The sequence below is a fragment of the Natrarchaeobaculum aegyptiacum genome (assembly GCF_002156705.1).
GTDB lineage: Archaea > Halobacteriota > Halobacteria > Halobacteriales > Natrialbaceae > Natrarchaeobaculum > Natrarchaeobaculum aegyptiacum.
Genome location: NZ_CP019893.1, coordinates 140,004 through 166,033 on the forward strand (window position 1 = coordinate 140,004; position 26,030 = coordinate 166,033).

Here is a 26,030-nt window from a genome sequence, read left to right on the forward strand (position 1 = left end):
TGCATTCGTTCGTTACGCGGGTCGATGTTTAAGGATTCCGTTTCGAGTTGCGATTGCGGTGTCGTAGCACGGGTTTACTCCTCGAACGGGGACCTGGTTGCCTCGGGTTCGAACCCCTCGAGGCTGATGATGTTCTCCCGGCCGACCCGAAGTTTGCTGATGGTGCCGTCGTCTTCCATGTCCGAGAGGAGCATGCTCACCTTCGATTTCGACCAGCCAGTTTCCTCGACGATGTTGACCTGTTTCATCCGTCCGCCGTTGTCCTTGATCAGCGAGACGACGCGGTCTTCGTCCGACAGGAGTTCGTCGTCGGGGAGTGGCCCGCCCGGGGACCCGCTGGCTCTCTCGGGGACCGGATCGGTATCGCCCCTGCCGTCGGCGTCGTGGTTCGACGACCTGCTGGACTCTGAACCGAGGTCGGCGGTCGAACTCGTGTTTCGATCAGGGCCGGGGCCCACCTCCGGATCCCGTTGATCCTCCACGATTACGTCTCGATATCGATACCAGACGGCTCCGAGCACCAGTCCGACCGCGAGGACGATGGCGGCGACGACCGGCCAGGATACGACGCCGTCCTCGAGCGTTCCATTTGCGGAGACGGACGGAACGCCGATCGACGAGTCGGGTTCCGATCGCTCGAGGACGACGTACGGGTGGCCGTCGAGGAACTCCTGCTCGCCACTCCACTGGACCGAGTCGGCGTCCTCGAGAGACTGGCCGACGTACGATGGATCGGGTTCGGCGTGCTGGAACGCGAGTCCGTCGCCGGCCGTGATGACGATCGACTGTCGGTCGGTGAGGTAGATGTTCTCGAAGACGTCGCTGACGACGATCCGATCGTTCTCGTCGTCGATTTCGGCGAACCCGTGCCACGTAAACGACATTTCGACGACGCCCATGGGGTTGAACTGTCGTTCGACCGAGGCAGACCGGTTGAAGTTGGTCGCCTCCATCTCCCGCTCTTCGGAGACGCCGTCGGTTCGGTCGACCATCGCGTGTGCCTGCTCGGTAAACTGGACGTACATCCCGGTTTCTTCCTCCTCGAACGTCTCTGCGAACGACTCGAAGTGGTCGCGCTCGTCCCCGTTCTCGTCCGGCTCGAGTCGTTGTTCGTATCGGAACGTCCACGTGGCACTGCCGTTCTCGTGGACGGTAATCTCGAACGAGGTCGTATCGAAGTCACCGGCGTCGATCTCGTTCGGCGTCGACCACGACGGCGAGGCCTGAACTGGGGTCGACGATGCCGCAGGAGAGACCCCCTCGTCTGCACCGACCGTGCCTGCCATCCCCGACCCGACGAGCCCGACACTGAGCAGGAGGACGACGAAGACGACAGAAAGCGGCCGGGTCATTCGTCCGAGTAGTACGTGCCGGAGCTAAAAATCCTTGTGAATACGGTAGTGGCAGGTGACGATCCGACCGCGTCAGGTCGTGTCGATACGCACAAACCCCTCGATAGCGAACGCCTCGCCATGGTCGATAATCTCGCGCAGGGCGTCCGCGCGTTCACCAGTAACGTCTTCCTCGTCGATGGCGAGCGAACTGTCCTCGTCGACCCGGGTGCGAACTTCGACGTCGTCAGCCCGATCCGTGAGCGCGTCGGTAACCTCGACGCCGTCGTCCTCACCCACACCCACCGGGACCACGTGGGAAACCTCGAGTCCGTCGTCGAGGCGTTCGACGTCGACGTCTGGGGCTTCGACGACTCGCTCGACGGCGTCGATCACGGCATCGAAGACGAGGATCGGATCCAGCTCGGCGACGACGAGTACGTCGCTCTCCACACGCCGGGCCACAAAAACGACCACCTCTGCTTTTATGCAGAGCAACCGGAGATCCTCTTCGCCGGTGACCTCGTCTTCCAGAACGGGAGTTTCGGTCGAACGGATCTCCCCGAGGGCGACCGCCAGACGCTGGTCGAGAGCATCGACCGGGTGCTCGAGTGGATCTCACCGGATCTCGCGGAACTGCACACGGGACACGGCCCGAGCGTCGTGAATCAACCCTACGACCACGTGGAACTCGCGAGTCGGATGGCTCGGCAGGCCTGAACGCTCGATCGGGCTGGTCCGATCGGCGAACAGCCTGTTTCCCTCGCTTCTGTGCTCGATCCAACCCGGATCGACTACTCTTCTTTCAACCCGTAGTACCCCGGCTCTTCGTCGCTGCGCGGCTCCGCGACCACGAGATCGTCCGCGTTCGTCATGATCCACGGAATCGCCCAGTCGAGCAGGATGTCCTCTGTCTCGGCCTCGAGTTCGGCCTCCGGCTCCAGCCCCTGCAAGAGCCGCGCGATCTCGTAGACGGTGTACATCTGGTCGGCCTCGAGCAACTCCGCTGGTGTGTAGAAGTCACACGGTGGGAGCCGATCGAACTCGGATTTCGGAACTGGCATCTATCTGGTGCTAGCGCGCGCTACGTTCTAAACGGTTCGTTCCGCACTCGTTCCCGACTCGAGCGACATGCTCTGTTCGAGGCAGACTGGACACACAGTTGTGCGTGTGGACAGCCCCGTGGTGGTTAGTTGTCACCCCCTGATCCTCGTCGGTCACCAACTGATCTCGAGGGGTGTACGTTTCTCGTCGGTCTGATATCGGAAAAAGGGGTGGGGCAGATTTGAACCACGGTCGCAGCGAAGCTGCTCCCTGATTCAAATCTCCCGACAACAATTTCTGACGAACGGTCTCCTCACTCCGTTCGTCGTTGTGTTCGTCAGAAATGGGTTGGGGCAGATTTGAACTGCCGGCCTCCTCCATGTCAAGGAGGTGTCATAACCAGACTAGACCACCAACCCGTCTGGTACTTCCCGTGGCCTTCGTCGCCACGTCCTCTGCACTCGTTCGTAGCCGGCCACCGTAATTGAAGGTTTCGAATCGGTCGCCGTACGCGACACGACACCACGGCCTCCGACACGCTTAAGCCGATGTACTCATTTGGGCAATACAAGACAACTACGTACATTGGTGTTCACTATGCAGGAGTACGTCGAACGCGTTACGGACGGAGAGGACCTGACCCAGGAAGACGCTCGAGCGGTCTCGGCGGCCGTCTTCGAGGAGGCGACGGAGGCACAGATCGGGGCGCTGCTCGCTGCGCTCCGGGCGAAAGGCGAGACGAAAGCGGAGATCGCCGGGTTCGCCGAGGGAATGCGCGGCGTCGCACGAACGATCACCCCGGATCGGGAGCCGCTGGTCGACATCGTCGGCACCGGTGGGGACGACTACGACACGATCAACGTCTCGACGACGAGTTCGATCGTCGCCGCGGGCGCAGGCGTTCCGATCGCAAAACACGGCAACTATTCCGTCTCTTCTTCCTCGGGCAGTGCCGACGTCCTCGAGCAGGTCGGCGTCGACATCGAGGCCGAACCGCCGGCCGTCGAGGCGGCGATCGAACGCGACGGCATCGGCTTCATGCTCGCGCCGGTGTTCCATCCGGCGATGAAAGCCGTCATCGGGCCGCGCAAGGAACTCGGAATGCGGACGATCTTCAACATTCTCGGGCCGCTGACGAACCCCGCCGGTGCCGACGCGCAGGTGATCGGCGTCTACGACCCAGACCTCGTCCCAGTCCTCGCGAGCGCACTTGCGCGAATGGACGTCGACCGCGCGCTGGTCGTCCACGGTGCCGGGACCGACGAGATCGCCATCCACGGGGAAACGGAGGTCGCCGAAGTCGACGGCAGCGACGTCGAAACCGACACGGTCACCCCCGGCGACCTCGGCCTCGAGGAGCGAGACATCTCGTCGATCGCCGGCGGCACGCCCGAGGAAAATGCCGCCGACATGCGCGGCATCGTCGAAGGCGACGTCACCGGCGGCAAGCGTGACGTCATCCTCGCGAACGCGGGGGCAGCGGTCTACGTCGCCGGCGAGGCCGACTCGCTCGCGGAGGGTGCCGAGATCGCCGCCACGGCGATCGACGACGGCGACGCGGCGGCGAAACTCGAGCGGCTGTGTGCGACTCCGGCCGGGCCTGAAGCGGAGGCACGATGAACCGGAGCCGAGGTCGAACGCGCGTCAAGGTCTGCGGACTCACCAACGAGGACGACCTCGGGGCGGCCGTCGATGCGGGTGCCGACGCCGTGGGGACGATCTGTGACGTTCCAGTCGAGACGCCCCGGGAGGTCGACCGCGACCGCGCGAAGGAACTGGTCGCCGGGACGCCGCCGTTCGTGACGTCGGTCCTCGTGACGATGCCGACGGACGTCCACGAGACGATCGATCTCGTCGAGGCCGTCGGGCCGGACGCACTCCAGCTCCACGGCAGCGTCGATCTGGACGCCCTGGAGACGATCCGGGCCAGCGTCGACGTCTCCCTGTTGCTCGCGGTCGACGCCGACGACCTCGCGGCCGCCGACCGGTACGACGAGGTCGTCGACGGCTTCGTCGTCGACACTACGGACGAGGAAGGTGCAGGCGGCACGGGCGAGACACACGACTGGGAGAACACTCGCGAGGCAGGCCAGGGCCTCGAGTCGCCGGTGGTCCTCGCCGGTGGGCTGACGCCCGAGAACGTCGCCGATGCGATCGAGACCGTCGATCCGTTCGCCGTCGACGTTGCGAGCGGTGTCGAGCGCTCGGGCGGGGTCAAGGACCCCGATGCAGTGACTGCGTTCGTCGAGCGAGCGACGGCGGCCGGCGACGCGGCGAATCGAGACGACGAGCAGCGACGAGCGGCACCCGACCTGGAGCCACAGCCGTGACCACGACCATGACCGACGCAGATCCCACCGACGAACCGGCCGAACTGGTGACGCTCGAGACCGACCGAGATCGCTTCTGCGAGCACGCAGCCAGCGACGACGACCGGCCGGTCGTCGTTCGCACGGTCGCGACGCTCGAGGTCGAGACGACGCCGCTTTCGGCCTACGCCGCGCTCACCGGCCGGTCACCGAACACCGACCGCGACCGATCGCCGTACGCGTTTCTGCTCGAGAGCGCCGAGAAGACCGCCTCGAGCGACCCCGACGGTGCGTTCCGGCCACGGTCGTCCGACGCAGATCGCCACGCGCGGTTCTCGTACGTCGGGTACGACCCGGACGCGGTCGTGACCATCGACCCGGACGGCACCGAGGTCGAATCTCTCGGCACCGACGGCCGCTTCGAGTCACTCGAGGCCAGCGTCGGCGATGAAGACGACCGTTCCGACCGGGACGTCGTGGACGTCCTCCGGGCGGCGATGCCCGACGCTCGCCTCGCGAACTTCCCCGACCACGACCGCCAGCACTTAGAAGGCGGGCTGGTCGGCTTCCTCGCCTACGACGCGGTCTACGACCTCTGGCTCGAGGAGGTCGGCCTCGACCGCCCCGAGTCGCGGTTCCCGGACGCCCAGTTCGTCCTGACGACGAAGACGCTCGCGTTCGACGAACTCGACGGGACGATGTCGCTGGTCTTCACGCCGATTCTCGACGCAGGCGACGATCCCGGAGCCGTCTACGACGATCTGGTCGGCGAGGCCGAATCGGTCGCGGAGACGCTCCGGGACGCCGAGTGCCCCGAAACGGGTGGCTTCGTCTGTCACGGCGAGTCGGCCGGGTCGAGAGAGACCTACGAGGAAAGCGTTCGACGGGCGAAAGAGCACGTCCTCGACGGGGATATCTATCAGGGCGTCATCTCCCGGACACGCGAACTCCGCGGGGAGGTCGACACCCTCGGCTTCTACGAAGCGATGCGCGACGTGAACCCATCGCCGTACATGTACCTCCTCGAGCACGACGACCTCACGGTCGTCGGGGCCAGTCCCGAGACCCTCCTCTCCGTGCGCGGCCGCGAGATCACGTCGAACCCGATCGCGGGGACGTGCGACCGCGGCGAGAGCCCGGTCGAAGATCGGCGACTCGCCGGCGAGATGCTCGCCGACGGCAAAGAGCGCGCCGAACACACGATGCTGGTCGACCTCGCGCGAAACGACGTCCGCCGGGTCGCCGAACCCGGCTCGGTCGACGTCGCCGAGTTCATGAACGTCCTCAAGTACAGCCACGTCCAGCACATCGAGTCCACCGTCACGGGGACGCTCGCGGCCGACGCCGACGCCTTCGACGCCACTCGAGCGGCGTTCCCCGCCGGCACGCTGTCGGGTGCCCCGAAGATCCGGGCCATGGAGATCATCGACGACCTCGAGACCGAGCCGCGAGGGCTCTACGGCGGCGGCGTGGGCTATTACTCGTGGACGGGCGATGCGGACTTCGCGATCGTGATCCGGACGGCGACCGTCGAGAAGGGCGCTGACGAGCCAGCAGACAGAATCCGCGTGCAGGCCGGTGCCGGCCTCGTCGCCGACAGCGACCCGGCCGCCGAGTACGAGGAGACAGAGAAGAAGATGGGCGGCGTACTGGCCGCACTCGAGGCGATCGAACTCCCGTCTGCCGGTGAAGACGTCAGTGGCGACCCCGACGAACTCGAGCCCCCAGAGGTGAGCCGATGAGCGCAACGGTGACTGACGAGGCCAGCGCAGCCGACGATGGTGAGACCCTATCCGTGCTCTTCGTCGACAACTTCGACTCGTTCACCTACAACCTCGTCGAGTACGTCAGCCAGCTCGAGGGCACCGAGACGACCGTCCTGAAAAACACCGCGACCCTCGAGGACGTGCGTGCAGTCGCCCCCGATGCGATCGTCATCAGTCCCGGACCGGGACATCCAGAGAACGACCGCGACGTCGGCATCACCATGGACGTCCTCCGGGAATTCAGTCCCGAAATACCGACGCTCGGCGTCTGTCTCGGGCTCGAGGCCGCCGTCTACGAGTACGGCGGCACCGTCGGTCGGGCACCAGAGCCGATCCACGGCAAGGCCTCGGCCGTCGACCACGACGGCGAGGGCGTCTTCGCCGGCCTCGAGCAAGGATTTCGTGCCGGGCGGTATCACTCGCTCGTGGCGCTCGAGGTGCCGGCGTGTTTCGACGTGACGGCGACGACGGAACACGACGGCGAGACCCTCGTGATGGGCGTTCGTCACTGCGAGCACCCGATCGAGGCCGTCCAGTTCCATCCGGAGAGCGTCCTTACGGGCGTGGGACACGACGTGATCGAGAACTTCCTCGAGTCAGTACGATAGCTTCGCGTTCATCCGGGGCTAGAAGAACGGAACGTCGACGATACCCGTCACGGCCAGTGCGACGAGGATAATCGCAGCGACGATCCCGACGCGAATCGCGATCTTGATAGCGATTTTGATCGCGACGATCGCTACTGCGATGGCGGCCAGGACCGCCAGGGCGAGCAAAATCGTTCCCGAGGAGACTGGGTCGACCATACCTGAGCACCCGTACCGAATCGACGTAATCTTTCTGGATATCGTGATAGATTCGTTTCGTGACAGCAGTTGCGAACGACGGGTGGCCTGACGGAGTTGAGACGACAACGTTGGGCCGAGTAGCCTGCTCACGGCGGCGCACCGTTCTCTCACCGCGAACCGGCCTGATCACCGGACAGTTCACTTTCACTGTGGTCTGAAAATCATTAAGACCATCCGCGCCGTAGGTCCACACGACGCGGTACGGGGCCGTCTGGCTGGCCCCTCGAACCGACACCGGAACCGAAACAGTACAGAGACTTCTATACAAATGAGTTTTCACTACTACAAGAAAAGTAGGACGACAACACCACGTTTTATGAGGGACCGATGATTACCGAACCTTCGTCACGAATGATGAGAGTCAGGATTCGGAACCAGACGAGAATCGCAACCCGGCGGGGAGCTACCGGCGAGGTGACCCGCGCATGAGCCAGCAGGACCTCTCTGCGGCCGATCTTACACTGCCGATCAAGCGCACCGAAGGGGAGACCCTAGAAGAGCGCATGACGGCCAACGCCTACCACAACATCCTCCCGGCTCGCTACCTCCGCAAGGACGCCGACGGCGAGCTCATCGAAGAGCAAGAGGACCTCTTCGAGCGCGTCGGGCGAAACATCGCCCTCGCAGAAGCCGTCTACGAGGCCGAAAAACGCGACCTCGAGGTCACGGTCACGCCCGACCAGCTCAAGCCAGACCACCCCCGGCGTGACGAACTCGCCGAGGAGGTTTTCGGAGAGGGCGTCACGACCGACGACAGCGAGGAATCGGAGATGCCTCGAGCAGACGGCGAAGCCGTCGACGCCGAGGTTCCCCTGACCGAGGAGAACGTCAACAAGTTCGCCTACGAGACGGTCGTCCCCGAACTCCCGGCAGAGGTCCGCGAACACGTCGAGGACGTCGCCGACACGTTCATCGAGGGGATGGAGAGCCTCTCCTTTATGCCGAACTCGCCGACCCTGATGAACGCTGGCGACGAACTCCAGCAGCTCTCGGCCTGTTTCGTCATGAGCCCCGACGACGACCTCTCGGACATCCACGAGACGGCCAAGAAGGCCGCCGAGGTGTTCCAGAGCGGCGGTGGGGTCGGCTACGGCTTCTGGCAGCTGCGCCCCTTCGGGGACTCGGTCGGGTCGACCGGCGGCATCGCCTCCGGGCCGATCACCTTCATGCGCACCTACGACCAGCTCTGTGAGACCATCGCCCAGGGTGGCACCCGACGCGGCGCCCAGATGGGCATCATGCGCGTCTCCCACCCCGACGTCATCGAGTTCATCCACGCGAAGAACAAGGACGTCTCGCTCGCCCACACGCTCCGACTCAACGACCCCGACGACTACACCTACACGACCTTCGCCGAAGCGCTCGAGGAAGCCCGCGAACTCATCGACGAGGAAGGGCGCGTCCCCAAGCACCTGCGCAACGCCGTCGAGGGCCACCTCTCGAACTTCAACATCTCCGTCGGCGTCACCGACGAGTTCATGGAGGCCGTCCTCAACAACGAGGAGTACACGTTCACGAACCCGCGGACGGAAGAACCCCACATCGCCACCGAGGAAACGAAGGAGATGTACGAGCGCTACGACCTCGGCGAGCACGTTGAGGTCGGCGAGCCGCTCTCGATCCCTGCCGAACTCATCTGGGAGCGCATCGTCGAGGGCGCCCACGAGAACGGCGAGCCCGGCGTCATCTACCTCGAACGGGTGAACAAGGAACACTCCTTCGATACCGATAAGCATCCCGAACATACAATTCTAGCGACAAATCCCTGCGGGGAACAGCCGCTCGAGGAGTTCGAGGCCTGTAATCTCGGGCACATCAACCTCTCGACGCTCGCGGACTTCGACGCCCCCGACTGGCGCGTCTGGTCCGAGGAGCACGCCGAGGAGTACGACTCCCACGAGGAGGCCGTCGCGGCCTTCCTCGAGGAAGCCATCGACTTCGAGGAGTTCGACGAGCGCATCGAGTACGGCACCCGCTTCCTCGAGAACGTCGTCACCATGTCTGACTTCCCGGTCGAAGAGATCGAACGGAAAGTCCGGGACATGCGCAAGATCGGCCTCGGGATCATGGGGCTGGCACAGCTGTACATCCAGCTCGGCATCCGCTACGGCTCCGAGGAGGGCAACGAAGTCGCCCGCCAGCTGATGACCCACATCAATCACGAGGCCAAAGCGACCAGCCACGAACTCGCACTCGAGCGTGGCTCCTTCGCCGACTGGGACGATTCGAAGTACGCCGCTCCGACGGAGTACCGCGAGTGGTTCGAACACCAGACCGGCGAGGACGCCGACGACTGGGACGATGGCTTCCCCATCCGCAACCACAACGTGACGACCATCGCACCCACCGGAACCACGTCGATGGTCGGCAACACGACCGGCGGCTGTGAGCCCATCTACAACGTCGCCTACTACAAGAACGTCACCGACGACGTCCAGGGCGACGAGATGCTGGTGGAGTTCGACGACTACTTCCTGCGCGTCTTAGAGGCCAACGACATCGACGTCGACGCCGTCAAGGAGGAAGCCCAGGAGCAGATGGCCACCAACCAGTTCGCAGGTGTCGAGGGCCTCTCGACGGTGCCAGACTCGATCGGCGAACTGTTCGTCATCACCGCCGACCTCTCGGCGAAAGACCACGCTGCGGTCCAGTGTGCCTGTCAGGAAGGCGTCGACTCGGCTATCTCGAAGACCGTCAACGCACCCAACGACTCCACGCTCGAGGACGCCAAGGAGGTCTTCGAGTGGGTCTACGAGAACGGCGGCAAGGGCGTCACCTACTACCGCGACGGGACCCGTAGCAAGCAGGTGCTGACCACCCGAGCGGACAACGCCGACTTCGCCGACGAGACCGAAGCCGCCGAGGCGCTGGTCGAACAGATCGACGAGATCTTCGGCGGCCTCGAGCAGTTCCTCGAGAACGAGGACGTTCGCGAGGTGCTCGAGGCCGACGTCGACGCGTTCGTCGCCGACGAGAGCAAACCCGTCCAGGTCGACTTCACCGAGAAGCGCGAGCGGCCCGACGCCCTGCAGGGTGTCAGCCAGCGCATCGACACCGGCTACGGCAAGGTCTACGTGACGATCAACGAGGACCCAGAGACCGGCCAGCCGTTCGAGCTGTTCGCCAACATCGGCCACTCCGGTGGCTTTACCAACTCCTTCACCGAGGCGCTCGCGAAGGTCATCTCTACCTCGCTGCGCTCGGGCGTCGACCCCGAGGAGATCGTCGACGAACTCTGTGGCACGCGCAGCCCGAAAGTCGCCTGGGACAAGGGCGAACAGATCCAGTCGATCCCTGACGCCATCGGTACCGCGATGCGCCGCTATCTCGAGGACGAGATCGACAAGCCGTACCCGACCCAGCAGACTCTGGAAGAGTCTGCCGACGCGGGTGCCGAACCAGACCACGCCGAGCACGTCGACCACGAGACCGACGGCGGGGCAGCGACGATGGATAGCACCGACGCCACTCAGGATCTCATCGACGCCGGTGAGTCGCCGGAGTGTCCCTCCTGTGGCGCACTCTCGCTGTACTTCTCCGAAGGCTGCAAGACGTGCGAATCCTGTGGCTGGAGCGAGTGCTGATCGACTGCACCTGACTCACCATCGCTGACCACTCGATTTTCTTCTCGCGGGTAGACCGCATCGACAGAAAGCATTACCAGTCTCCGAACCCAGCTACAGACATGAGCGGTGACGACGACGCACGTGTCGTAGCGGCTGGTTCTGGACCTCCATGCCCGTTCTGTGAGGCCTCGATGTACAAACGCCACTGCAAGTACGTCTGCCCACAACACGGTGTTGTCGTCGACTGCAGCGATCCATTCCTGTGACACACCGCTGGATTCGTCTCTGAAATTTTCTCAGTCACCCGTCGACGGGTGGCGTCGTGCACTCGACTCTTCGCGTCGCTGCAGGATCCGATAGACCGGGCCCGCGAGAAGAATTGCAGCCGCAGCGACGCAGGCCACCGTCAGGGCGAGACCGAGATCGCCCATGCCATCTGCCGTGATCGTCGCTGCTGAGGCCCCGACGACGACCGCAGCGACCGTCCACGGAAGTTCGCCGATCGCCGTTCCGACGAGGAGGTACCGGAGCCTGACACCGCAGGCTGCGGCCGCACACGTCGCCACGTCAGACGGGATCGGTGCCAGCCGAGAGGCAGTCACGCCACGAACCGGCCCCGCAGTCCGGTAGTAGCGCGTCGCGACGTCACCGGCGCGCTCGAGCGTCGACTCGAGACGACCTGTCGGTCCCGGTTGCATCGTCGTCGCCGGCGAGTCGGCTCCTCCCACGAACCACCGGGCCGCCAGAAAGGGCGGGACGACCGTCACGAGGACGCCGACCATCGCGACCGGAATCCCCAGCGTGACGCCGAGGCCGTAGCCCACGACGATCGCCAGCGGCGTCGTCGGCCAGGCGAACAGCGGCCTGACGAGGTAGAGTCCGGCGACGACGAAGCCGAACGTGACCGGATCGGCGGCGAGGGTCTCGAGCGTTTCGAACGTCGCCGACGGCGAGACGAGCACGCCCGCCGTCAGGACTGCGACGACGAGGAGAACTCCGAGAAGCGCTCGGCGCGAGACCGGCTGCATCGATCCACCGTTTCGCTCGAGAGTATGAAGGTTTTGTGTCTGGCAGACCGGCGCGCCGGAACCGTTAAGCGCCCCGCGCCGACAGAACGAGGCGACGATGGTCGGCGACGGCGACAGAGACGGCGACGAGGCTCGAATCGGCGGCGCAGACGTTCAGGACGACCCAGTCGCGCGTCGGGTCGAACTCGGCTGTGCCCTCCTCGAGCGACTCGAACACGAGGAACTCTCCCTCGCGGCTGCCGTCGACCGGATCGAGACGATCACGAGCGATCCGGCGGTGACGCGAACGATCCTCGACGAAGCCGAACTCCGCGGGATCATCGAACGCGAAGATGGAATTATCCGACCCCGGAGCCGCCAGTACGTCCGGTTCGGGCAGGACGTCTATACGAAAGAGGGAGAATTTACCTGCCGACGCTGTGGCTCCTCGCTCTCGACCGGCCACTTCGTCGACCTCGACGCTGGTGACCTCGGCCCCTTCGGCTCGTCGTGTATCAGGAAAGTGACTGGGAGAGAGTGAGGTCCTCTGAACCGTTCGAAGACGTCAGTCAGCGTCCCTGCCTGAGTTCCGCGATCAACTGCTCGATCGTCTCCTGCTGGGCTTCGATCTGAGCAGTCTGGCGCTCGACGGCTGCCTCGAGCGTCTCGAGGCGCTCGAGGATCACCGGATCGACCGCAACGGAGTCCGACTGGTCGTCGTCGATGGGGGTCGACGCTGTCTCTCCGTCGAGGTCGGGTTCGGCCTCGAAGACGTTCCCCGTTTCGACGGTCGCGGTCTGTGCACCGTCGTCGCGCCCGGCAGTTCGTGAGTCGTTCGTCCACGATTCGGCGGCAACGCTACGGTCCTCACCCGAACCTGAACCGCTCGCGGCGCTTCCGGCCGTCGTGGCTGACGCCTCCGCGCCGGCGTCGGCCGCCTGAGCGACGTCGCGGTCGCGCAACTCGGCGTCAGGAGACTCGTCGGCTACGTTCTCGAGGACCTCGTCGTCAGGTTCCGGCGGGTTGGCATCGAGCGGTTCGACCCCTTCGCCGAAGTCCATGGCTGCCCGCGGCTCCTCGTCGTCCCCGTCGTCGTCATCGGCGTTCAGGGCGTTCAGCTCCTCGAGCGAGTCGACGTCGTGGAATTCGAAGAGGGCACGCTTGAGGCGTTCCCGAAGGTCGTCTGCGTCCTCGTTCGGGGCTTTGATCCGCTGTGGGCGGCCGTCGACCTCGAGGACGATCTGAGTGGCGACGCTACCGGCTTCGAACGTGAGTTTCGTTACGTCGGCAAAGTGGTACTCCTCGTACTCGTCGTCCCAGACGGCGCTCCCGATGTGTTTGACGAGCCGTTCGCTCGTGACGATCAGCGTCAGTTCGCTAAAGCGGTAGGTCTGGACGACCGTTTCCCCGGGATCGGTGATCTCGTTGCCGTTCAGGACGCCCGCGAGAACCGGATGTAACGCCGCGTCGGTCTTTTTCGCGGGGATGGTGAACTCCTTTGTTCCCTCGAGTGGGTACTCGAGTGTGAACTTGGTTTTGCGACGTCCTTCAGAGAGGACGAGTCGGTCTGCACCGTGTGGGAACTCCTCGACGGATTCGTCGCTGAGGAGTCCTTCGGCGCGGTAGACGAGGGTTCGCGTAGGGGTGATGAAGAGTTCGTCTTCACCGCCAAGCGGGACTCTGGCCGCGATCTCCTCGTCACCGAGGGAAGACTGGACGATACCGGGAACGCTCATGTCCGGGTAGTTAGAAAGGCCATGTGATAAATCCGTGGGTCCCCGTTGCACGGTCGCTGTCCCGTGGTTTTACACGAGTCGATCGTGTGGAACGGTTACACGGCGGGGTCGAATGGGAAGGTTAAAGAAATACACGCCACTACACCCGAATGAGCCCGGGTGGCTTAGCTGGACATAGCGCCGCACTCATAGGGTTTAGAGATTCGGTGCGGTTTCGCCTTGGAAGCCTCCCATCCCACACGAGGACCGCCGAGCCTCGAACCTGGGATATGCGGAGATCGAGGGTTCGGAGCCCTCCCCGGGCATTTTCGAGGAAGTCACGAACGTAGTAAGTGACGACGCTGAACAATGCCCGGGGAGGCAGAGAGCCCGGTAGGTCTCACGCGAACGCCAGTGAGCGTGAGGCAGGAATTTGCGCGGTTCGGAGCCCTCTCCGGCACTGGCTTTCGACACAGCAATTCCGGACGGCGAAGGTACCGGGTCCGTCGGATGCCGACGTTTCTGAACCAGAACATAAACTCGTCTACCCGCACTCGAGTCCGATCAGCGGAACTGCATTCCGCCGTTTACCGAGAGAATTTCACCCTGAACGTAGGGATTCTCGAGCAGAAACTCGACGGCGTGAGCGACGTCGTCGGGCTGGCAGGCGTACTGAGGAAGGTGCGTGTCGATCTCCTCGTGGCCCTGAAAGTCGACCGACTCGAGATAGTCGACGATGTCGTCGTTCAAATCGGTCTCGACGGGGCCCGGTGCAACTGCGTTCACCTGAACGCCGTCGTCGCCCAGTTCTCGCGCGAGCGCGCGAGTGAGTCCGTGCAGGCCGGCCTTGCTGGCAGCGTAGGCCGGGTCGACGGTCCCGGCGGTACCGCCGATACTCGAGACCATGATGGCATCGCCGGCTGTCTCGCGTAAATCGGGAGCCGCAGCTCTGGTAACGGTGAACGCACCGACGAGGTTGGTCTGCAAGACATCCAGAAACGTCCCGGGATCGAGGTCCTCGAGCCGTTCGGGACGGACGATCCCGGCGTTGTTCACCACGGCGTCGATCTGCCCGAACTCCTCACGGGCCTGGGTGACGAGGGCTTCAGCGGCTTCGGGATTTCCGACGTCGGCCTCGATAGCGAGGGCCGACGAGCCAGCGGCTTCGACCTGTTCGACCACTTCCCGAGCGGCTGCTTCGTTGCTCCGGTAGTTGACGACGACGTTTCGACCGGACGCGAGTCGCTCGACGATCGCTCGACCGATACCCCGGCTCGAGCCGGTTACGATGGTTACCATATAGGTCGTTTATACTACCGACCTATACCGGTAACGGTCCCGTAGACGGGACACCGACCCGGAATATCATTCGTTAGGTGGTACTTCCACGGTAGCAGCGATGCCTAGATAGACCGGGACGAGCCTGCCGTGAACCGCCTCGGGGTCAGGCTCCGAAGCGTGGCCCAAATTCGGGATGAACACTCCCTGCGAACCATCGGTCGGATAGCCGCGAACGGTTCACGAGGAATGCGGTCGGCCTGTCCACGAGGCCCGACACCACCCGCCGCAACCGCAATCCGGTACCACGGTGTTTCGAGAGGTAGCGCATTCCCTTCGGACGGACGATTTCGTGAAGACGTTTACCGCCTACTGCGCCCGTTATCTGCGTTCCATTCCTGTGGCAAATCAAGTGTTGTCACGGGCTTTATCCCCGAGGCTTGACCTCGGGGAACTCGCCCTGTACGGCCTGTAGAACGGACTGACCGTCGGTTAGCTGGACTGGACACCAGCCATCGCAGGTGCGCCGTCATCGGCCGAGACTCGAGGAGAAAAGTCAGTTCCGCCGTTCGTCTGGCTCGAGTGGCGCTGCAGATTCGAGACGCGGTAGCGGTCGAACCGTTACTGGATCGAGTACCCTGCCGCGATGGTCAGCAGAAGGACCATGAACAGCGCGGTGACCATCATGTAGGTGACCGAACGCGGCTCCTCGAGCAGGTGCATGTAGTACCCCGAGATCAGCAGTGTCTTTGCGACCGCGAGGACGAACGTCCCGGCCAGTGCCATCTGGTACGTGAGCGGACTCGCGTCCATGAAGAACAGGAACTTGCCTGTCCCCAGCGCCAACAACACGACGTAAATGATGGTGTAGGTTCGAGCGTCAGCCATTGGTACACCGTGAGAGTGACTTCCACTTATAGCTTCCTCATACGCTCCGTATCGACGGTCGGGTTCCAGTTCGACCCGCACCAGTGGGTCTCGAGGACCGGACGTCGTTCGTCTCTATTACGCTCTCGATCGGAATATGCCAGCTCGGGCAGTCGGGTCTCAAGCGCACGATTATCGGCAGGTGGAACGAGAAAAGAACTGACAGAACGGGCCGCGAGACGCGGTTACTGCGTGTCGAGAAACGAAGAAAATCCAGACCGAACGCCTACATCAGGTAGAACAGTGGGAAGAGGAACACCCAGACGATGTCGACGAAGTGCCAGTAGAGGCCGAAGAACTCCACTGGGCGGTGGTCCTCGAGGTAGGCGTCGATGCTCACGATCCGGTAGATCATGAACAGCGCGATGAGCACGCCGATGATGACGTGCAGCGCGTGCAGTCCGGTGGTCACGAAGTAAATGGAGTATTCGATGCTACTCCACCAGTACACGCCGTCGGCGAACTTCGCACTGTACTCGTAGGCCTTCACGCCCATGAACGTGAGTGCGAGCGCCAGCGTCGCGCCCATCGCACCGAGCAGGCCCCGCTTGCTCCGGCGTTCCGCGAACACCAGCGCCAGAATCACCGTGAAACTCGAGGTGAGCAGGACGTAGGTGTTCAACAGTCCGGCCCACTGGATCGTATCGAGTTGCCAGTTGCCCCAGCCGAAGTGCAGGCGCATGAAGATGAACGCGCCGATGATCGCACCGAAGACGACCACGTCGGAGGCCAGGAACACCCAGACACCGAGTTTGGTGTTGCCGATGTCCTCGAACGGCCAGCGCTCGGCGATCGGCATCTCGGGTGCGTTGAACTGCTCTTTCCCGAACTTGAACAACGTCACACCGAGGGCAATGAGCCCGACTGCAGTCAGGATCGGATAGATGATGTTGGCCTCGGGCGTGACCGGGACCGAGTGGCCACGCGCCTCGGCGAACTCGGCCACGTAGGCCGTAATGCCCGAGAGACCGAGGAAGAACACGAACGTCGCCACGCCGATGCCGAACGGCCAGATGCTCGCGTGATCTGCGTGTTCCTCTTCGTGTCCGTGTGCACTCGTCCCAGCGGCGTCACTCTCCTTGGCGACACCGCCGTCGGTTGCCGCAGCGGCGTCGTCGACGAACTCGAGTCGGCCCGTCGCGTAGGATGGCCGGCCGCTCCAGTTCTCGAGTGGCGGCGGGGACGGGATCGTCCACTCGGCGGTGCGTGAGTACTCCCACGGGTTGTCCGGCGCGTCGGGACCGTACTTCAGGCTGTACAGCAGCGTTCCGATCAGGATGAGGAACGAGAAGCCGAAGACGAACGCACCGACGGTCGACAGCTGGTGGTAGATCTCCATCGACGGGTCGAAGTGGAAGACGCGCCGCGGGGTCTCCCACGCGAGGAACTGCGGGAAGTACAGCAGGTTGAAGCCGACGAAGAAGACGGCGAAGTTGAGCTTCCCGAGCGTCTCGGAGTACATCTTACCGGAGATCTTTGGCCACCAGTAGTAGAGACCGCCGATCAGTGCGGTCGCACCCGAGACCATCACGTAGTGGAAGTGGGCGACGACCCAGTAGGTGCCACGGAACTCGTAGTCGAGCACGACGGCACCGAGGAAGACCCCGGTGATGCCGCCGAGGATGAACAACACGAGTGCGCCGAGGCTAAAGAGGAACGGCGTGGTAAACCGGACCCGTCCCTTGACCATCGTGTAGATCAACGCGAAGACCATCAGGTCGAACGGTAACGAGATCCCGATGGTCGTCGCCATCATCAGCGTTTTGATCTCCAGGTTGATGGTCGTCAGGTACATGTGGTGCATCCAGACGAGGAACGACTGGACGGTAACCAGCACCATCGCGATGATGACCCACTTGCGGCCGACCAGTCGTCGACCGGTGAACGTCTGGAACGTCTCGAACATGATCCCCAGCGCGGGGAAGAAGACGATGTACACCTCCGGGTGTCCGAAGAACCAGAAGATGTGTGCCCACAGCAAGCTCGAGCCCTGTTCGGCCGTGAAGTACAGCGTGAGGAACAGGCGGTCGGAGAGCTGCAGGAGCAGCGCCGCCAACAGGGCCGCGAACGCGAACAGCATCATCCAGACGGTCAGGAGCCACGACCAGGTGAAAAGCGGCATGTTCCACAGGCCGAGGCCCTCGGCGCGCGAGCGGTGAATCGTCACGAGGAAGTTCACCGTCCCGATCGTGATCGAGATTACGAACAGGGCAAGTCCGAGGATGGTCGCGTTACCACCTGCCTCTGCACCGCCCATCGCCGGCGTGTACGTCGGGACGTTCAGCGGGGCGTACATCGTCCATCCACCGGAGAAGGTCCCGCCCTGGAAGAACGAGATACCGATGAGGAGCCCAGAGAACAGGTAGAACCAGTAGCTCAGGGCGTTCAGACGAGGGAACGCGAGGTCGTCTGCGCCGATCTGCAGCGGTACAAAGTAGTTCGCAAACCCGGCTGCAAACGGCGACAGGAACAGGAAGACCATCGCGAGTCCGTGGGCCGTGACGGCCTGGTTGAACTGATCGCCGTCGAGCAAGCCGATACCGCCGGCTTCCCATAGCTGGATTCTGAACAGCAGTGCCAGCACCCCTCCCAGCAGCAGGAAGAAGATCGCTGTCGAGAGATAGAGGATGCCGACGTCTTTGTGGTTCGTGGTGACGAGCCACCGTTTCACCGAGGTCATCGGCGGAAGGTCACTCATTCGTCGTCACCTCCATCGGTCTGTTCCTCGTCGGTGTCGTTCGATTCGTCGTCATCGTTGTCGTCATCAGCTTCGTCTTCGTCCTCGTCGGCCCCGTCGTCAGCGTCTTCGTCGTCTGCTGCGTCGGGGTCCTCGAGGGTGAAGGTCTCGTCGGTCGGTCCGGTGAAGCTGATGGTGTCCTCGACGTCGTCGTACTGCTCGCTCGTGACGACGATGTCGTAGGTGCCACCCTGTCCGAAGTCACCGATCTCGACCGTTCCGTTCTCGAAGTCCTCGGGACCGAGAGTCGCAGAGAGGTCCTCGTCGAACTCGGCGTTGTCCTCGTGCTCGAGTTCGACCTCGAAGTCCTCGGTCACTGGCTGTTCGTCCTGGTCCTCGAGCGTGATCGTCAGGGTCAGCTGGTCGTCGACCCAGGCCTCGTAGTCGTCGGGTTCCATGACGGTCACGTCGGAGGTCATCCCGGAGTGGCCGAAGCCACAGAGTTCGAAACACTCAGCGGTGTGATTACCGGTTTCTTCGGCCATGAACCAGGTTTCGTCAACCTCTCCGGGGATCGCGTCTGCTTTCACCCGAAGATCGGTGATCCCGAAGGTGTGCCACACGTCGCGTGCGGTCACTTCGATCCAGATCGGTTCGTCAGTCGGGACGACGAGTTCGTTGGTCTCGATCCCGTTATCGTACGTGTACGCCCATCCGAACGCAAACCCTTCGACGTCGATTTCGATGGCGTCTTCAGGATTGTTGTCGGGCCCATCTTCGACGTACAGCAACATCCCGTAGGTCCAGACGACCAGCGAAATAACGATGATCGCACTGATCCCGAACGAGAGGAACAGTTTCTTTCCGCCCTTTCCACCTGTCGGTAACTCTCCGAGCGTTGGCAGCTCTTCGTCGTCGGCAGGCTCACCGTCGTCCCGATACTTGTACGCGTTGTACAAGGTATACGCGACGACAACCACGCCGACGAGCGTCCCGAGTCCGAGGAATACGAGGAAGATGTCCTCGAACACGTCGACGCGCGTCTGCACTTGCATCGGAGTCGTAAGTGCGTTGTAGATTGTATTCACCTCTATTTGAAGTCCGGCTATACGTCGGCCGATGGTCTCCGGGGCCACTTATCTATTTGGAAACTGCCCTACTCGGGCGACGTTTCTGCCCCGACGACCGATTGACCGTCGTTTGGTACGACTGCACAGTCCTCATACGAATCGATGGAACGATGCCTCTTTTCTCTATCGGTTCCCCACGATCGATTTACCGGAAATTGGCCGAACGGGTTCGGTTGGGGCCCTCGTTTGCGACGGACGGCAACTTTCAAATCCGCCGACTCTGTAGAGAGTGTATGCCAGAAGAAGTACTCTTCAAGTTCGAACGTCGGATGGATCGGTCAGACATCTCCCAGTACCTCCGTGCTGTCGCCGACAACTTAGAACAGGGAGAGGCGATCACGATCGAAGCCGGCGACGAGTCCGTGACGATGGACCCCCCAGCTCAACCGACGTTCGAAGTGAAGGCCGAACGCGAAACCTCGAGTTCTGGCGGTGACGCAGAACTCAGCATCGAGTTCGAACTCGAGTGGGACGAAGGCGAGTCCGGGGACGGTAGCGACGACGGATCGTTGCAGATCGAGTGAGTCCTCGCAGGTCGGGGTCGACAAACCGGTTCGTCCACCGGAGACTCTTCCCCAGCGGCATTTCTTTAAGCCTTTATGCGGGGCCGGAGAACCGCCGGTATGGCTCAGCCACGAATCTTGATCCTGGGTGCGCCCGGCGCAGGTAAAGGAACACAGAGTGCGAACATCACCGAGGAGTTCGACGTCGAACACGTCACCACCGGTGATGCCCTCCGATCGAACAAGGAGATGGACATCTCCGACCTCGACACGGAGTACGACACGCCTGGTGAGTACATGGACCGTGGCGAACTCGTCCCGGACGAGGTCGTCAACGCCATCGTCGACGAGGCCCTCTCTCAGGCCGGCGGCTTCGTTCTCGACGGCTATCCACGCAACGTCGATCAGGCCGAAGAACTCGAGGACATGACCGATCTCGACGTCGTCCTCTACCTCGAGGTCAGCGACGAGGAACTGATCAACCGGCTGACCGGCCGCCGACTCGACCCCGAGACCGGCGACATCTACCACCTCGAGTACAACCCGCCCGAGGATCCGGAGGTCGAGGAACGACTCGTCCAGCGCGACGACGACACCGAGGAGACGGTCAAAGAACGACTCCGCGTGTTCGAAGAGAACACCCAGCCGGTCATCGAGTTCTACGACGACAGGGGTGTACTCGAGCGGGTCGACGGCGAGCAGGCTCCCGCCGACGTCTGGGAGGACGTGAAAGAAACGATCGAAGAAGCAGCCTGAGGTTAGTTTCTGACGTCGATTTCGTGGTGTGCGACGTTGAGGTAGGTCAGTTGTGGCGGCAGCGTGTACTTGTTGGGGTAGAGCGAAATGTCGTTATTCTCGAGTGAGTCGTCGTACGTGAAGTTGACACCGGCCGAGTGAATGTTACTCGAGGATGCGATTACCGCTCCAGTGAAATCGACGTTCGACTGCATGCAGACTTGCTCGGTACAACCTGGTCCGAAGACCTCGTTTTCCTTGTCGCCCCACTCGTCTGCCGCCGCGTAGATCGTTCCGGTGTACGAACTTCCGCCAGGACCGACCGCAATGTGGGTATCCGAACTTCCATAGAGTTGTAGGGAGGCAGCATTTCCGTCGGTAACAAGGACGTCGCCGTTATCTACGTGGAAGTTTCCGGTCGTGTAGATCTTCAATTCGTTATCCGAGCCGTTCGGCGTGGCCTCGAGCGTTCCGCCTACCGTTATATCGCCGTCAACGACCAGAGTCACGTTGTCTGAAGACGTATCGAAGACGAGTTCGTCGGTATTGTGGAGATCGAGGTCGTCGTCGGTCCAGTAGGTTCCTGGCCCATGGGTTGTGTCAGTGTCTGTTATTTCGGTGCCATCGTCTTCCGCGTCCTCGACGATTTCGTCGATCACGGGATCGAGTTCCGGCATGGATCCGTGAGCGACCGTAGCGTTAACCTCGGCGTTCTCGAAGTCGTCGAAGTTCTCAGAGACGAGAATTCCATCCTCGTAGGATTCTTCGACGTCCAGGTATCCCACCAGAACCTCGATCGTCTCGTTCTGATGATCGACGTCCTGCACCGAGGTGTCTCCCGCTTCTGACCGGAAGAACGTCTCCCAGCCACGGTAGTACTCGCTCTGGATCGTAATTGTGACACTTCCGTTGACAACGGTCGCTTCCTGATAGGCAGTTGTCTTGGCAGACGAGAGCGTCACGTCACCTGTCCCGAGGTGTTCGTCACCCGTCGCCGTGAGGACCGGCAACGTCAGCGTGTCGGTCGAGTGCTCGTAACTGATTGCCGGTGCAGAGACGACCTGCGTTTCGTTCCCGCGTTCCCTGAAGACTGCGCCAGCTTCGTATGCGAGCACCGAACCATCGGTGTCTTGCCACTCGATCGTCCCAATCGTCAGGTCCTCGATCTCCACGCCCTCGGACTCGTTCGAAGAGACGTTGATCGTCCCGGTCTCTTCCCGGACGACGGTACCCTCTTGCCCGACGTCGAGGTCGATCGTGCGTGCGACGCCCGATCGGTTGTCCGATGCCGCCGCCATCTGATGGCTGAGCTCGACGAACGCGGATTCGACCCGTTCGCGTTCCGATTGTTGCTCGAGACTCGAGACGGCCTCCCCGCCGACGAGGAAGAGGCCGACGCTGAGCGTCCCGACCATCCCGAGGAGCAGCACGATCCCGACGAGTGTCGACTGGCCCCGATCCGACACCCAACCCGTTGACGTTCGATCACCACCGTGCCCTGACATACCTCCGACGGGGACGGGACTCATCAATAATCCGTACAGTCGATCAGACCGTTTTCGAACCGTTCATTCCGTTCATTTCGCCGTTCTGAGAGAGCAAGCGAGTCGGATGCGAGCGAAACCAGCGCCGTCATCGTTCACGGTTGATCCCCGGTCGAAATCGTCCGGATCACCAGACTGCGTCGATTCGGGACGATTCTATCAGAAGTCGTCATGCTACTCCTCCGACCAATTTCAGCTCCGCTCGTGCAGAACGTCCGTTGTGGAAACATTAAAGTCAGGACAGGAGAATATTAACGTGATTTCCGATTGAACCGTCATCGACTCCGACGGATACCGTCGGCACCGATCGCCGTCGATCGGAGACGACACACCAGAAACGCTAGCCTGTGGGGACAGGCCCCGGGGAGGGTGAACAGATGATTCGAGCACTCGACGACCAGTTTCCGGCCGAGATCACCCGGACGACCCTCTACCACGTGGTCCGTCTCGGACTGCGGCTGTACGTCGCAACGATCGTCCTCGTCAGCATCTACAGCGTCTTCTGGCTCGCTGAGATCGCCGGACTGATTCCAGAACGCCTGCTCTCGACGATCTGGATCGCAGTCGCCGTGATGGGGGCCGTTTTCGTGGTGCTTCTCGTCGCGCTCTTCTACGGCGCTCGCTCGAGCAGCCGATAACCTCGTCTCGCCGGTTCCGAGGCGGCCGTCCGTCATCACGACGAATCGGGAGCGTTATCGCCCCGTCGCCGAATGTCTCGCGTGATGACGGTCGTTCTCGCTGGCGTCGGTGCAGACAGTACCAATCTCGGGACGCTGGCCCCGCTGTACGACGACGGGCACTTCGAGTACGTCCCGATTCCGGAGAAAACCAGCCAGACGAGCGAAGAAGCGACCCTTGGGTCGTGGCGCCTCGAGCACGATCCGGGAGGACGAACCGCGGCGGACCTGACCACGCGAATCGAGCCGACGCCGGTCAGCGGCGAGTACGAACCGGTCACCGGCCCGGACCTCGAGTCCTGGCCGCTGCACCGCGATCCGAATTTCGAGGCGTTGACCTACGGCGAACACCGCTCGAGCGGGTACGTCAGCCGGTTGCGCCGCCTGGAGCCGGGCGACGTTGTCGGCTTCTACGCCGGATTGCGACGACCGGAAGGCGAGCGGGCTCACCGGTACCTGATCGGCTATCTGACCGTCGAGCGGGTGGACGTGATCGAGCCGGAAACGCCGGCAGACGAGCGCGCGTCGATTCTCGCGCACCATCCCGAGAACGCTCACACGAAACGCGCTGTCGGAGACGAGTTGTTCCGGTCGGAGAAACCGGTCGTCCTGGTCGACGGCCGCGAACCTGGCGGCCTGTTCGACCGCCACCCGATTCGGCTGAGCGAGTACGAGGTAAAGCCGGGCAACGAGCGTGCCCAGTACTACCTGCGACCGGAAGTGACGTCGACACTCGAGGTAACCGCTGGCGGCGAGAACATGATGTTCAAACCTGCCTACGAGTGCGCACTCGAGGGCGAGCAGTTCAGACGGCTCGTCGGGCCGCTCGAGGGGCGCACCGCTTCGAACGGTGAGATCGACCGGACCCGGTGACTGGAACTCACCGGGAGGGTGCCAGTTCACCGGCGGCGAGGAACCAGTCGGTTTCTTGTGGCGTTCGGTCGAACCATCGGCAGTGACAGAGGATCGATCGCGACACGACCGCGTTCGCCGCCATCCGACGCCGGGTGCGGGAAACTCGCTGTCTCACTGGACGAACGCGAAGTCGCCGCTCCGGGTCGCGTACAACTACGTGCTCGTCTGGCTCGCCCGGATCGCCCCCAGCCTGCGGCTTCGTCGCTGGTGCCTGCGACGACTCGGTGCGACCGTTGGAACGGGCGTTTCGTGGGGACTCGAGGCCACTCCGGACGTCTTCTGGCCGGAGTTGATCACCCTCCGTGACCATGCCATCGTCGGGTACGACGCGACCCTGCTGTGTCACGAGTTTCTGCAAGACGAGTACCGGACCGGCGAGGTCGTCGTCGGCGAGCGCGCGATGATCGGTGCTGGAGCGATCGTTCTGCCGGGCGTCGAGATCGGTGCCGGGGCGAGCGTTGCGGCGAACTCGCTCGTGACGCGGGACGTGCCACCCGGTGAGACGGTGGCCGGCGTCCCCGCGCGGCCGATGCGATCGAGTGGGGATGGGCAGCTGGCTGGCCTCTCTCGAGTCGAGGCCGACGAGACGGGATTCGAGGGTGAGCGCGACGATTCTCGAGACGGGGAGGACGATGGGTCGCCTGTATCGACCGAGGACTGAGTCAGCCGAATCGGTCGGGGAACTCGACGTACTATAGTAGCCACTGCACGTCAGTGCACACCTGATCGCCAGACGAATCGGCGATCAGTGTGGGAATCGTTGCAGTTGTTACTATAGATAGAAGTCCGGGTGGTCGCCCGAAACCTTCGATAGACAGATCGAGCAGGAGAAAGCTGAGTCGTCGACGATCGCCCTAGAGCGACGACCAGGACTTGCGAGCCTCGCCCCACGAGGTGATGGAGGCGATCCAGCGAGCGGCGATGAGTTTCTTCAGGTTCTGAGCGGCGATTCCATCGAAGGTGGTGACGGGAAGGGTGAGCCCGAAGGCTGGCTTGATCTCGTGGGCGACGGCCTCTTCGCCGACCGAGACGACGGTCCCTTTGTCCTCGAACTCCCAGGTCTTCAGCGGTCGGCCCTCGATCGCACGGGCGATGTTTTCGCCAGCGACGTCGGCGGCCTGCCAGGCGGCCTGTGCCGTCGGCGGTGCAGGCTGGTCGCCCTGATCGACGATCGCGGAGTCGCCGATGGCGAAGACACGGTCCTCAGAGGTCTGGAAGGTCGCCTCGGCGTTGACCCGGTTGTGCTGATTCTCGAGGTCGACGCCGTCCATCGCGTCGCGGCCGGTGATGCCGCCGGTCCAGACGAGCACGTCGTGGTCGAGGGGCTCGCCCTCGTCGAACTCGATGACGTCTGCTTTCGCTTCCGTAATCGGATCGTCGGTGTGTATCTGGACGCCGGCGTCTTCGAGTTTGTCGCGAAGAGCCTGCTGGATTTCTGGATCGTTGCCGGGGAAGATCTCGTCGAGTGCTTCGACGAGGTGGATCTCGAGGGGTGCACGGTGGATGTCGCGGAACTCCGCGATCTCACCGGCGGTCTGGATGCCCGAGAGGCCAGCGCCGCCGATGACGATCTGGGCGGGATCGCCGCGGGTGGCCTCCTCGCTCGCTTCCGTGACCGCCTCGTGGATTTCGAGGGCGTCGTCGAGGCTCTTGAGGGTCAGCGAGTGTTCCTCGAGACCGGGGATGCCGTAGTAGGCAGTCTGGCTGCCGAGTGCGACGAGCACGTAATCGTACTCGACGTCGTCGCCGTCCTCGAGTTCGACGACCTGTTCGTCGACGTCGAGACCGGTGACGGAGTCTTTGATGAACCTGGTCGACGGCGAGGCGATTGCGTCGACGGGGAAGGTGATGTCGGTTCGGACGTCGGGATCGCGGATGACGCGGTGGGATTCGTGGAGAACGAGGTGGTAGTCGACGTCGGCGATCCACGTGAGTCGCGTGTCCGCCCCGAGTTTCGATTGTAGCGTGTTGACCGCACCAGTACCGGCATACCCGGCACCGAGCACGACGACCTTCTCAGTCATGGTAGACAGTCTGCAACCCTCGGTTACAAAGGTG

Annotated in this window: 24 protein-coding genes and 2 tRNA genes; 14 read left to right on the forward strand and 12 right to left on the reverse strand. The window is 62.9% G+C overall.

Translation table 11 applies throughout. The features are described 5' to 3' along the window. Positions 1-74: 74 nt before the first annotated feature. A complete protein-coding gene (locus B1756_RS00655) occupies positions 75-1,352 on the reverse strand; it encodes a helix-turn-helix transcriptional regulator (protein ID WP_086886791.1) in 1,278 nt (425 codons plus the stop codon). A 120-nt stretch (positions 1,353-1,472) separates the two neighbouring features. On the opposite strand from B1756_RS00655, the gene B1756_RS00660 reads away from it, so the two are divergent. After that, positions 1,473-2,051, forward strand: a complete 579-nt coding sequence (locus tag B1756_RS00660; protein ID WP_086886792.1) for an MBL fold metallo-hydrolase — start codon at positions 1,473-1,475, stop codon at positions 2,049-2,051. Between the two features lie 74 nt (positions 2,052-2,125). Here the strand turns inward: B1756_RS00660 and B1756_RS00665 are convergent, their stop codons facing one another. Both B1756_RS00665 and B1756_RS00670 read right to left on the reverse strand, forming a co-directional pair. Further along, positions 2,126-2,395: a DUF5827 family protein gene (locus tag B1756_RS00665; RefSeq protein WP_086886793.1), complete on the reverse strand. Its 270-nt coding sequence runs from the start codon at positions 2,393-2,395 to the stop codon at positions 2,126-2,128. Positions 2,396-2,719: 324 nt separating this feature from the next. After that, positions 2,720-2,794: transfer RNA gene (locus B1756_RS00670), tRNA-Val, on the reverse strand. Positions 2,795-2,972: 178 nt separating this feature from the next. Between B1756_RS00670 and trpD the strand changes: the two genes are divergently transcribed. The 4 genes from trpD to trpG are packed head-to-tail and all read left to right on the forward strand — an operon-like array spanning position 2,973 to position 7,058. Further along, positions 2,973-3,995, forward strand: coding sequence for an anthranilate phosphoribosyltransferase (gene trpD, locus B1756_RS00675; RefSeq protein ID WP_086886794.1), 1,023 nt, complete (start codon positions 2,973-2,975; stop codon positions 3,993-3,995). Then, positions 3,992-4,705, forward strand: a complete 714-nt coding sequence (locus B1756_RS00680) for a phosphoribosylanthranilate isomerase (protein WP_086886795.1) — start codon at positions 3,992-3,994, stop codon at positions 4,703-4,705. The genes trpD and B1756_RS00680 overlap by 4 nt, the downstream gene beginning before the upstream one ends. A gap of 8 nt (positions 4,706-4,713) precedes the next feature. Beyond that, positions 4,714-6,426, forward strand: a complete 1,713-nt coding sequence (gene trpE, locus B1756_RS00685; RefSeq protein WP_086889978.1) for an anthranilate synthase component I — start codon at positions 4,714-4,716, stop codon at positions 6,424-6,426. Further along, on the forward strand, positions 6,423-7,058 hold the full coding sequence (gene trpG, locus B1756_RS00690; RefSeq protein WP_086886796.1) for an anthranilate synthase component II: 636 nt from the start codon (positions 6,423-6,425) through the stop codon (positions 7,056-7,058). Before trpE ends, trpG begins: the two co-directional genes overlap by 4 nt. Before the next feature lie 18 nt (positions 7,059-7,076). Here the strand turns inward: trpG and B1756_RS00695 are convergent, their stop codons facing one another. After that, a complete protein-coding gene (locus B1756_RS00695; protein WP_086886797.1) occupies positions 7,077-7,256 on the reverse strand; it encodes a hypothetical protein in 180 nt (59 codons plus the stop codon). Positions 7,257-7,723: 467 nt separating this feature from the next. Between B1756_RS00695 and B1756_RS00700 the strand changes: the two genes are divergently transcribed. Next, complete coding sequence (locus tag B1756_RS00700; protein WP_086886798.1) at positions 7,724-10,882, forward strand: adenosylcobalamin-dependent ribonucleoside-diphosphate reductase; 3,159 nt, start codon at positions 7,724-7,726, stop codon at positions 10,880-10,882. A gap of 101 nt (positions 10,883-10,983) precedes the next feature. Further along, positions 10,984-11,130, forward strand: coding sequence for an HVO_2523 family zinc finger protein (locus tag B1756_RS20125; RefSeq protein ID WP_323368199.1), 147 nt, complete (start codon positions 10,984-10,986; stop codon positions 11,128-11,130). A gap of 30 nt (positions 11,131-11,160) precedes the next feature. Here B1756_RS20125 and B1756_RS00705 read toward each other — a convergent pair whose 3' ends face one another. Continuing rightward, positions 11,161-11,892, reverse strand: coding sequence for a TVP38/TMEM64 family protein (locus tag B1756_RS00705; RefSeq protein ID WP_086886799.1), 732 nt, complete (start codon positions 11,890-11,892; stop codon positions 11,161-11,163). A 97-nt stretch (positions 11,893-11,989) separates the two neighbouring features. Between B1756_RS00705 and B1756_RS00710 the strand changes: the two genes are divergently transcribed. Beyond that, positions 11,990-12,412 (forward strand): DUF5830 family protein, encoded by a 423-nt coding sequence (locus B1756_RS00710; protein WP_120649686.1) that lies wholly within the window; start codon positions 11,990-11,992, stop codon positions 12,410-12,412. Positions 12,413-12,440: 28 nt separating this feature from the next. Here the strand turns inward: B1756_RS00710 and B1756_RS00715 are convergent, their stop codons facing one another. Then, complete coding sequence (locus tag B1756_RS00715) at positions 12,441-13,607, reverse strand: DUF7115 domain-containing protein (RefSeq protein WP_086886800.1); 1,167 nt, start codon at positions 13,605-13,607, stop codon at positions 12,441-12,443. Between the two features lie 153 nt (positions 13,608-13,760). On the opposite strand from B1756_RS00715, the gene B1756_RS19140 reads away from it, so the two are divergent. Further along, a tRNA-Met gene (locus B1756_RS19140) sits at positions 13,761-13,912 on the forward strand. 238 nt (positions 13,913-14,150) lie between these two features. Here the strand turns inward: B1756_RS19140 and B1756_RS00720 are convergent. From B1756_RS00720 to coxB, 4 genes are all read right to left on the reverse strand, one after another. After that, positions 14,151-14,885, reverse strand: coding sequence for an SDR family NAD(P)-dependent oxidoreductase (locus tag B1756_RS00720; protein ID WP_086886801.1), 735 nt, complete (start codon positions 14,883-14,885; stop codon positions 14,151-14,153). 600 nt (positions 14,886-15,485) lie between these two features. Continuing rightward, the gene (locus tag B1756_RS00725) at positions 15,486-15,752 is read right to left on the reverse strand and encodes a cytochrome C oxidase subunit IV family protein (RefSeq protein ID WP_086886802.1); all 267 of its coding nucleotides are present in this window, start codon (positions 15,750-15,752) and stop codon (positions 15,486-15,488) included. Positions 15,753-16,017: 265 nt separating this feature from the next. Continuing rightward, a complete protein-coding gene (locus tag B1756_RS00730) occupies positions 16,018-18,489 on the reverse strand; it encodes a cbb3-type cytochrome c oxidase subunit I (protein ID WP_086886803.1) in 2,472 nt (823 codons plus the stop codon). After that, positions 18,486-19,523: a cytochrome c oxidase subunit II gene (coxB, locus tag B1756_RS00735; RefSeq protein ID WP_086886804.1), complete on the reverse strand. Its 1,038-nt coding sequence runs from the start codon at positions 19,521-19,523 to the stop codon at positions 18,486-18,488. The genes B1756_RS00730 and coxB overlap by 4 nt, the downstream gene beginning before the upstream one ends. A 308-nt stretch (positions 19,524-19,831) precedes the next feature. Here coxB and B1756_RS00740 point away from each other — a divergent pair, with 308 nt between their 5' ends. Both B1756_RS00740 and B1756_RS00745 read left to right on the forward strand, forming a co-directional pair. Further along, on the forward strand, positions 19,832-20,122 hold the full coding sequence (locus tag B1756_RS00740) for an amphi-Trp domain-containing protein (RefSeq protein WP_086886805.1): 291 nt from the start codon (positions 19,832-19,834) through the stop codon (positions 20,120-20,122). Positions 20,123-20,221: 99 nt separating this feature from the next. Next, positions 20,222-20,857, forward strand: coding sequence for an adenylate kinase (locus B1756_RS00745; RefSeq protein ID WP_086886806.1), 636 nt, complete (start codon positions 20,222-20,224; stop codon positions 20,855-20,857). 2 nt (positions 20,858-20,859) lie between these two features. Here the strand turns inward: B1756_RS00745 and B1756_RS00750 are convergent, their stop codons facing one another. Further along, positions 20,860-22,341 carry a DUF7289 family protein gene (locus tag B1756_RS00750; protein ID WP_086889980.1) on the reverse strand — a complete coding sequence of 494 codons (1,482 nt, stop codon included), beginning with the start codon at positions 22,339-22,341 and terminating at the stop codon, positions 20,860-20,862. A 416-nt stretch (positions 22,342-22,757) separates the two neighbouring features. On the opposite strand from B1756_RS00750, the gene B1756_RS00755 reads away from it, so the two are divergent. The 3 genes from B1756_RS00755 (at position 22,758) to B1756_RS00765 (ending at position 24,633) form a co-directional block, all read left to right on the forward strand. Next, a complete protein-coding gene (locus B1756_RS00755; RefSeq protein ID WP_086889981.1) occupies positions 22,758-23,018 on the forward strand; it encodes a hypothetical protein in 261 nt (86 codons plus the stop codon). 84 nt (positions 23,019-23,102) lie between these two features. After that, the gene (locus B1756_RS00760) at positions 23,103-23,930 is read left to right on the forward strand and encodes an Nmad3 family putative nucleotide modification protein (RefSeq protein WP_086889982.1); all 828 of its coding nucleotides are present in this window, start codon (positions 23,103-23,105) and stop codon (positions 23,928-23,930) included. Positions 23,931-24,012: 82 nt separating this feature from the next. Next, entirely contained in the window at positions 24,013-24,633 is a 621-nt protein-coding gene (locus tag B1756_RS00765) for an acyltransferase (RefSeq protein WP_086889983.1), read from the forward strand. Between the two features lie 193 nt (positions 24,634-24,826). On the opposite strand, the gene B1756_RS00770 is transcribed toward B1756_RS00765, so the two are convergent. Further along, positions 24,827-25,996, reverse strand: coding sequence for an NAD(P)/FAD-dependent oxidoreductase (locus B1756_RS00770; RefSeq protein ID WP_086886807.1), 1,170 nt, complete (start codon positions 25,994-25,996; stop codon positions 24,827-24,829). Positions 25,997-26,030: the final 34 nt, after the last annotated feature.

Excerpts from the sequence above, each read along its gene's own strand:
- B1756_RS00655 (WP_086886791.1), bottom strand. The coding sequence starts at position 1,352 with ATGACCCGGCCGCTTTCTGTCGTCTTCGTCGTCCTCCTGCTCAGTGTC.
- B1756_RS00660 (WP_086886792.1), top strand. The coding sequence starts at position 1,473 with ATGGTCGATAATCTCGCGCAGGGCGTCCGCGCGTTCACCAGTAACGTC.
- B1756_RS00665 (WP_086886793.1), bottom strand. The coding sequence starts at position 2,395 with ATGCCAGTTCCGAAATCCGAGTTCGATCGGCTCCCACCGTGTGACTTC.
- trpD (WP_086886794.1), top strand. The coding sequence starts at position 2,973 with ATGCAGGAGTACGTCGAACGCGTTACGGACGGAGAGGACCTGACCCAG.
- B1756_RS00680 (WP_086886795.1), top strand. The coding sequence starts at position 3,992 with ATGAACCGGAGCCGAGGTCGAACGCGCGTCAAGGTCTGCGGACTCACC.
- trpE (WP_086889978.1), top strand. The coding sequence starts at position 4,714 with ATGACCGACGCAGATCCCACCGACGAACCGGCCGAACTGGTGACGCTC.
- trpG (WP_086886796.1), top strand. The coding sequence starts at position 6,423 with ATGAGCGCAACGGTGACTGACGAGGCCAGCGCAGCCGACGATGGTGAG.
- B1756_RS00695 (WP_086886797.1), bottom strand. The coding sequence starts at position 7,256 with ATGGTCGACCCAGTCTCCTCGGGAACGATTTTGCTCGCCCTGGCGGTC.
- B1756_RS00700 (WP_086886798.1), top strand. The coding sequence starts at position 7,724 with ATGAGCCAGCAGGACCTCTCTGCGGCCGATCTTACACTGCCGATCAAG.
- B1756_RS20125 (WP_323368199.1), top strand. The coding sequence starts at position 10,984 with ATGAGCGGTGACGACGACGCACGTGTCGTAGCGGCTGGTTCTGGACCT.
- B1756_RS00705 (WP_086886799.1), bottom strand. The coding sequence starts at position 11,892 with ATGCAGCCGGTCTCGCGCCGAGCGCTTCTCGGAGTTCTCCTCGTCGTC.
- B1756_RS00710 (WP_120649686.1), top strand. The coding sequence starts at position 11,990 with ATGGTCGGCGACGGCGACAGAGACGGCGACGAGGCTCGAATCGGCGGC.
- B1756_RS00715 (WP_086886800.1), bottom strand. The coding sequence starts at position 13,607 with ATGAGCGTTCCCGGTATCGTCCAGTCTTCCCTCGGTGACGAGGAGATC.
- B1756_RS00720 (WP_086886801.1), bottom strand. The coding sequence starts at position 14,885 with ATGGTAACCATCGTAACCGGCTCGAGCCGGGGTATCGGTCGAGCGATC.
- B1756_RS00725 (WP_086886802.1), bottom strand. The coding sequence starts at position 15,752 with ATGGCTGACGCTCGAACCTACACCATCATTTACGTCGTGTTGTTGGCG.
- B1756_RS00730 (WP_086886803.1), bottom strand. The coding sequence starts at position 18,489 with ATGAGTGACCTTCCGCCGATGACCTCGGTGAAACGGTGGCTCGTCACC.
- coxB (WP_086886804.1), bottom strand. The coding sequence starts at position 19,523 with ATGCAAGTGCAGACGCGCGTCGACGTGTTCGAGGACATCTTCCTCGTA.
- B1756_RS00740 (WP_086886805.1), top strand. The coding sequence starts at position 19,832 with ATGCCAGAAGAAGTACTCTTCAAGTTCGAACGTCGGATGGATCGGTCA.
- B1756_RS00745 (WP_086886806.1), top strand. The coding sequence starts at position 20,222 with ATGGCTCAGCCACGAATCTTGATCCTGGGTGCGCCCGGCGCAGGTAAA.
- B1756_RS00750 (WP_086889980.1), bottom strand. The coding sequence starts at position 22,341 with ATGTCAGGGCACGGTGGTGATCGAACGTCAACGGGTTGGGTGTCGGAT.
- B1756_RS00755 (WP_086889981.1), top strand. The coding sequence starts at position 22,758 with ATGATTCGAGCACTCGACGACCAGTTTCCGGCCGAGATCACCCGGACG.
- B1756_RS00760 (WP_086889982.1), top strand. The coding sequence starts at position 23,103 with ATGACGGTCGTTCTCGCTGGCGTCGGTGCAGACAGTACCAATCTCGGG.
- B1756_RS00770 (WP_086886807.1), bottom strand. The coding sequence starts at position 25,996 with ATGACTGAGAAGGTCGTCGTGCTCGGTGCCGGGTATGCCGGTACTGGT.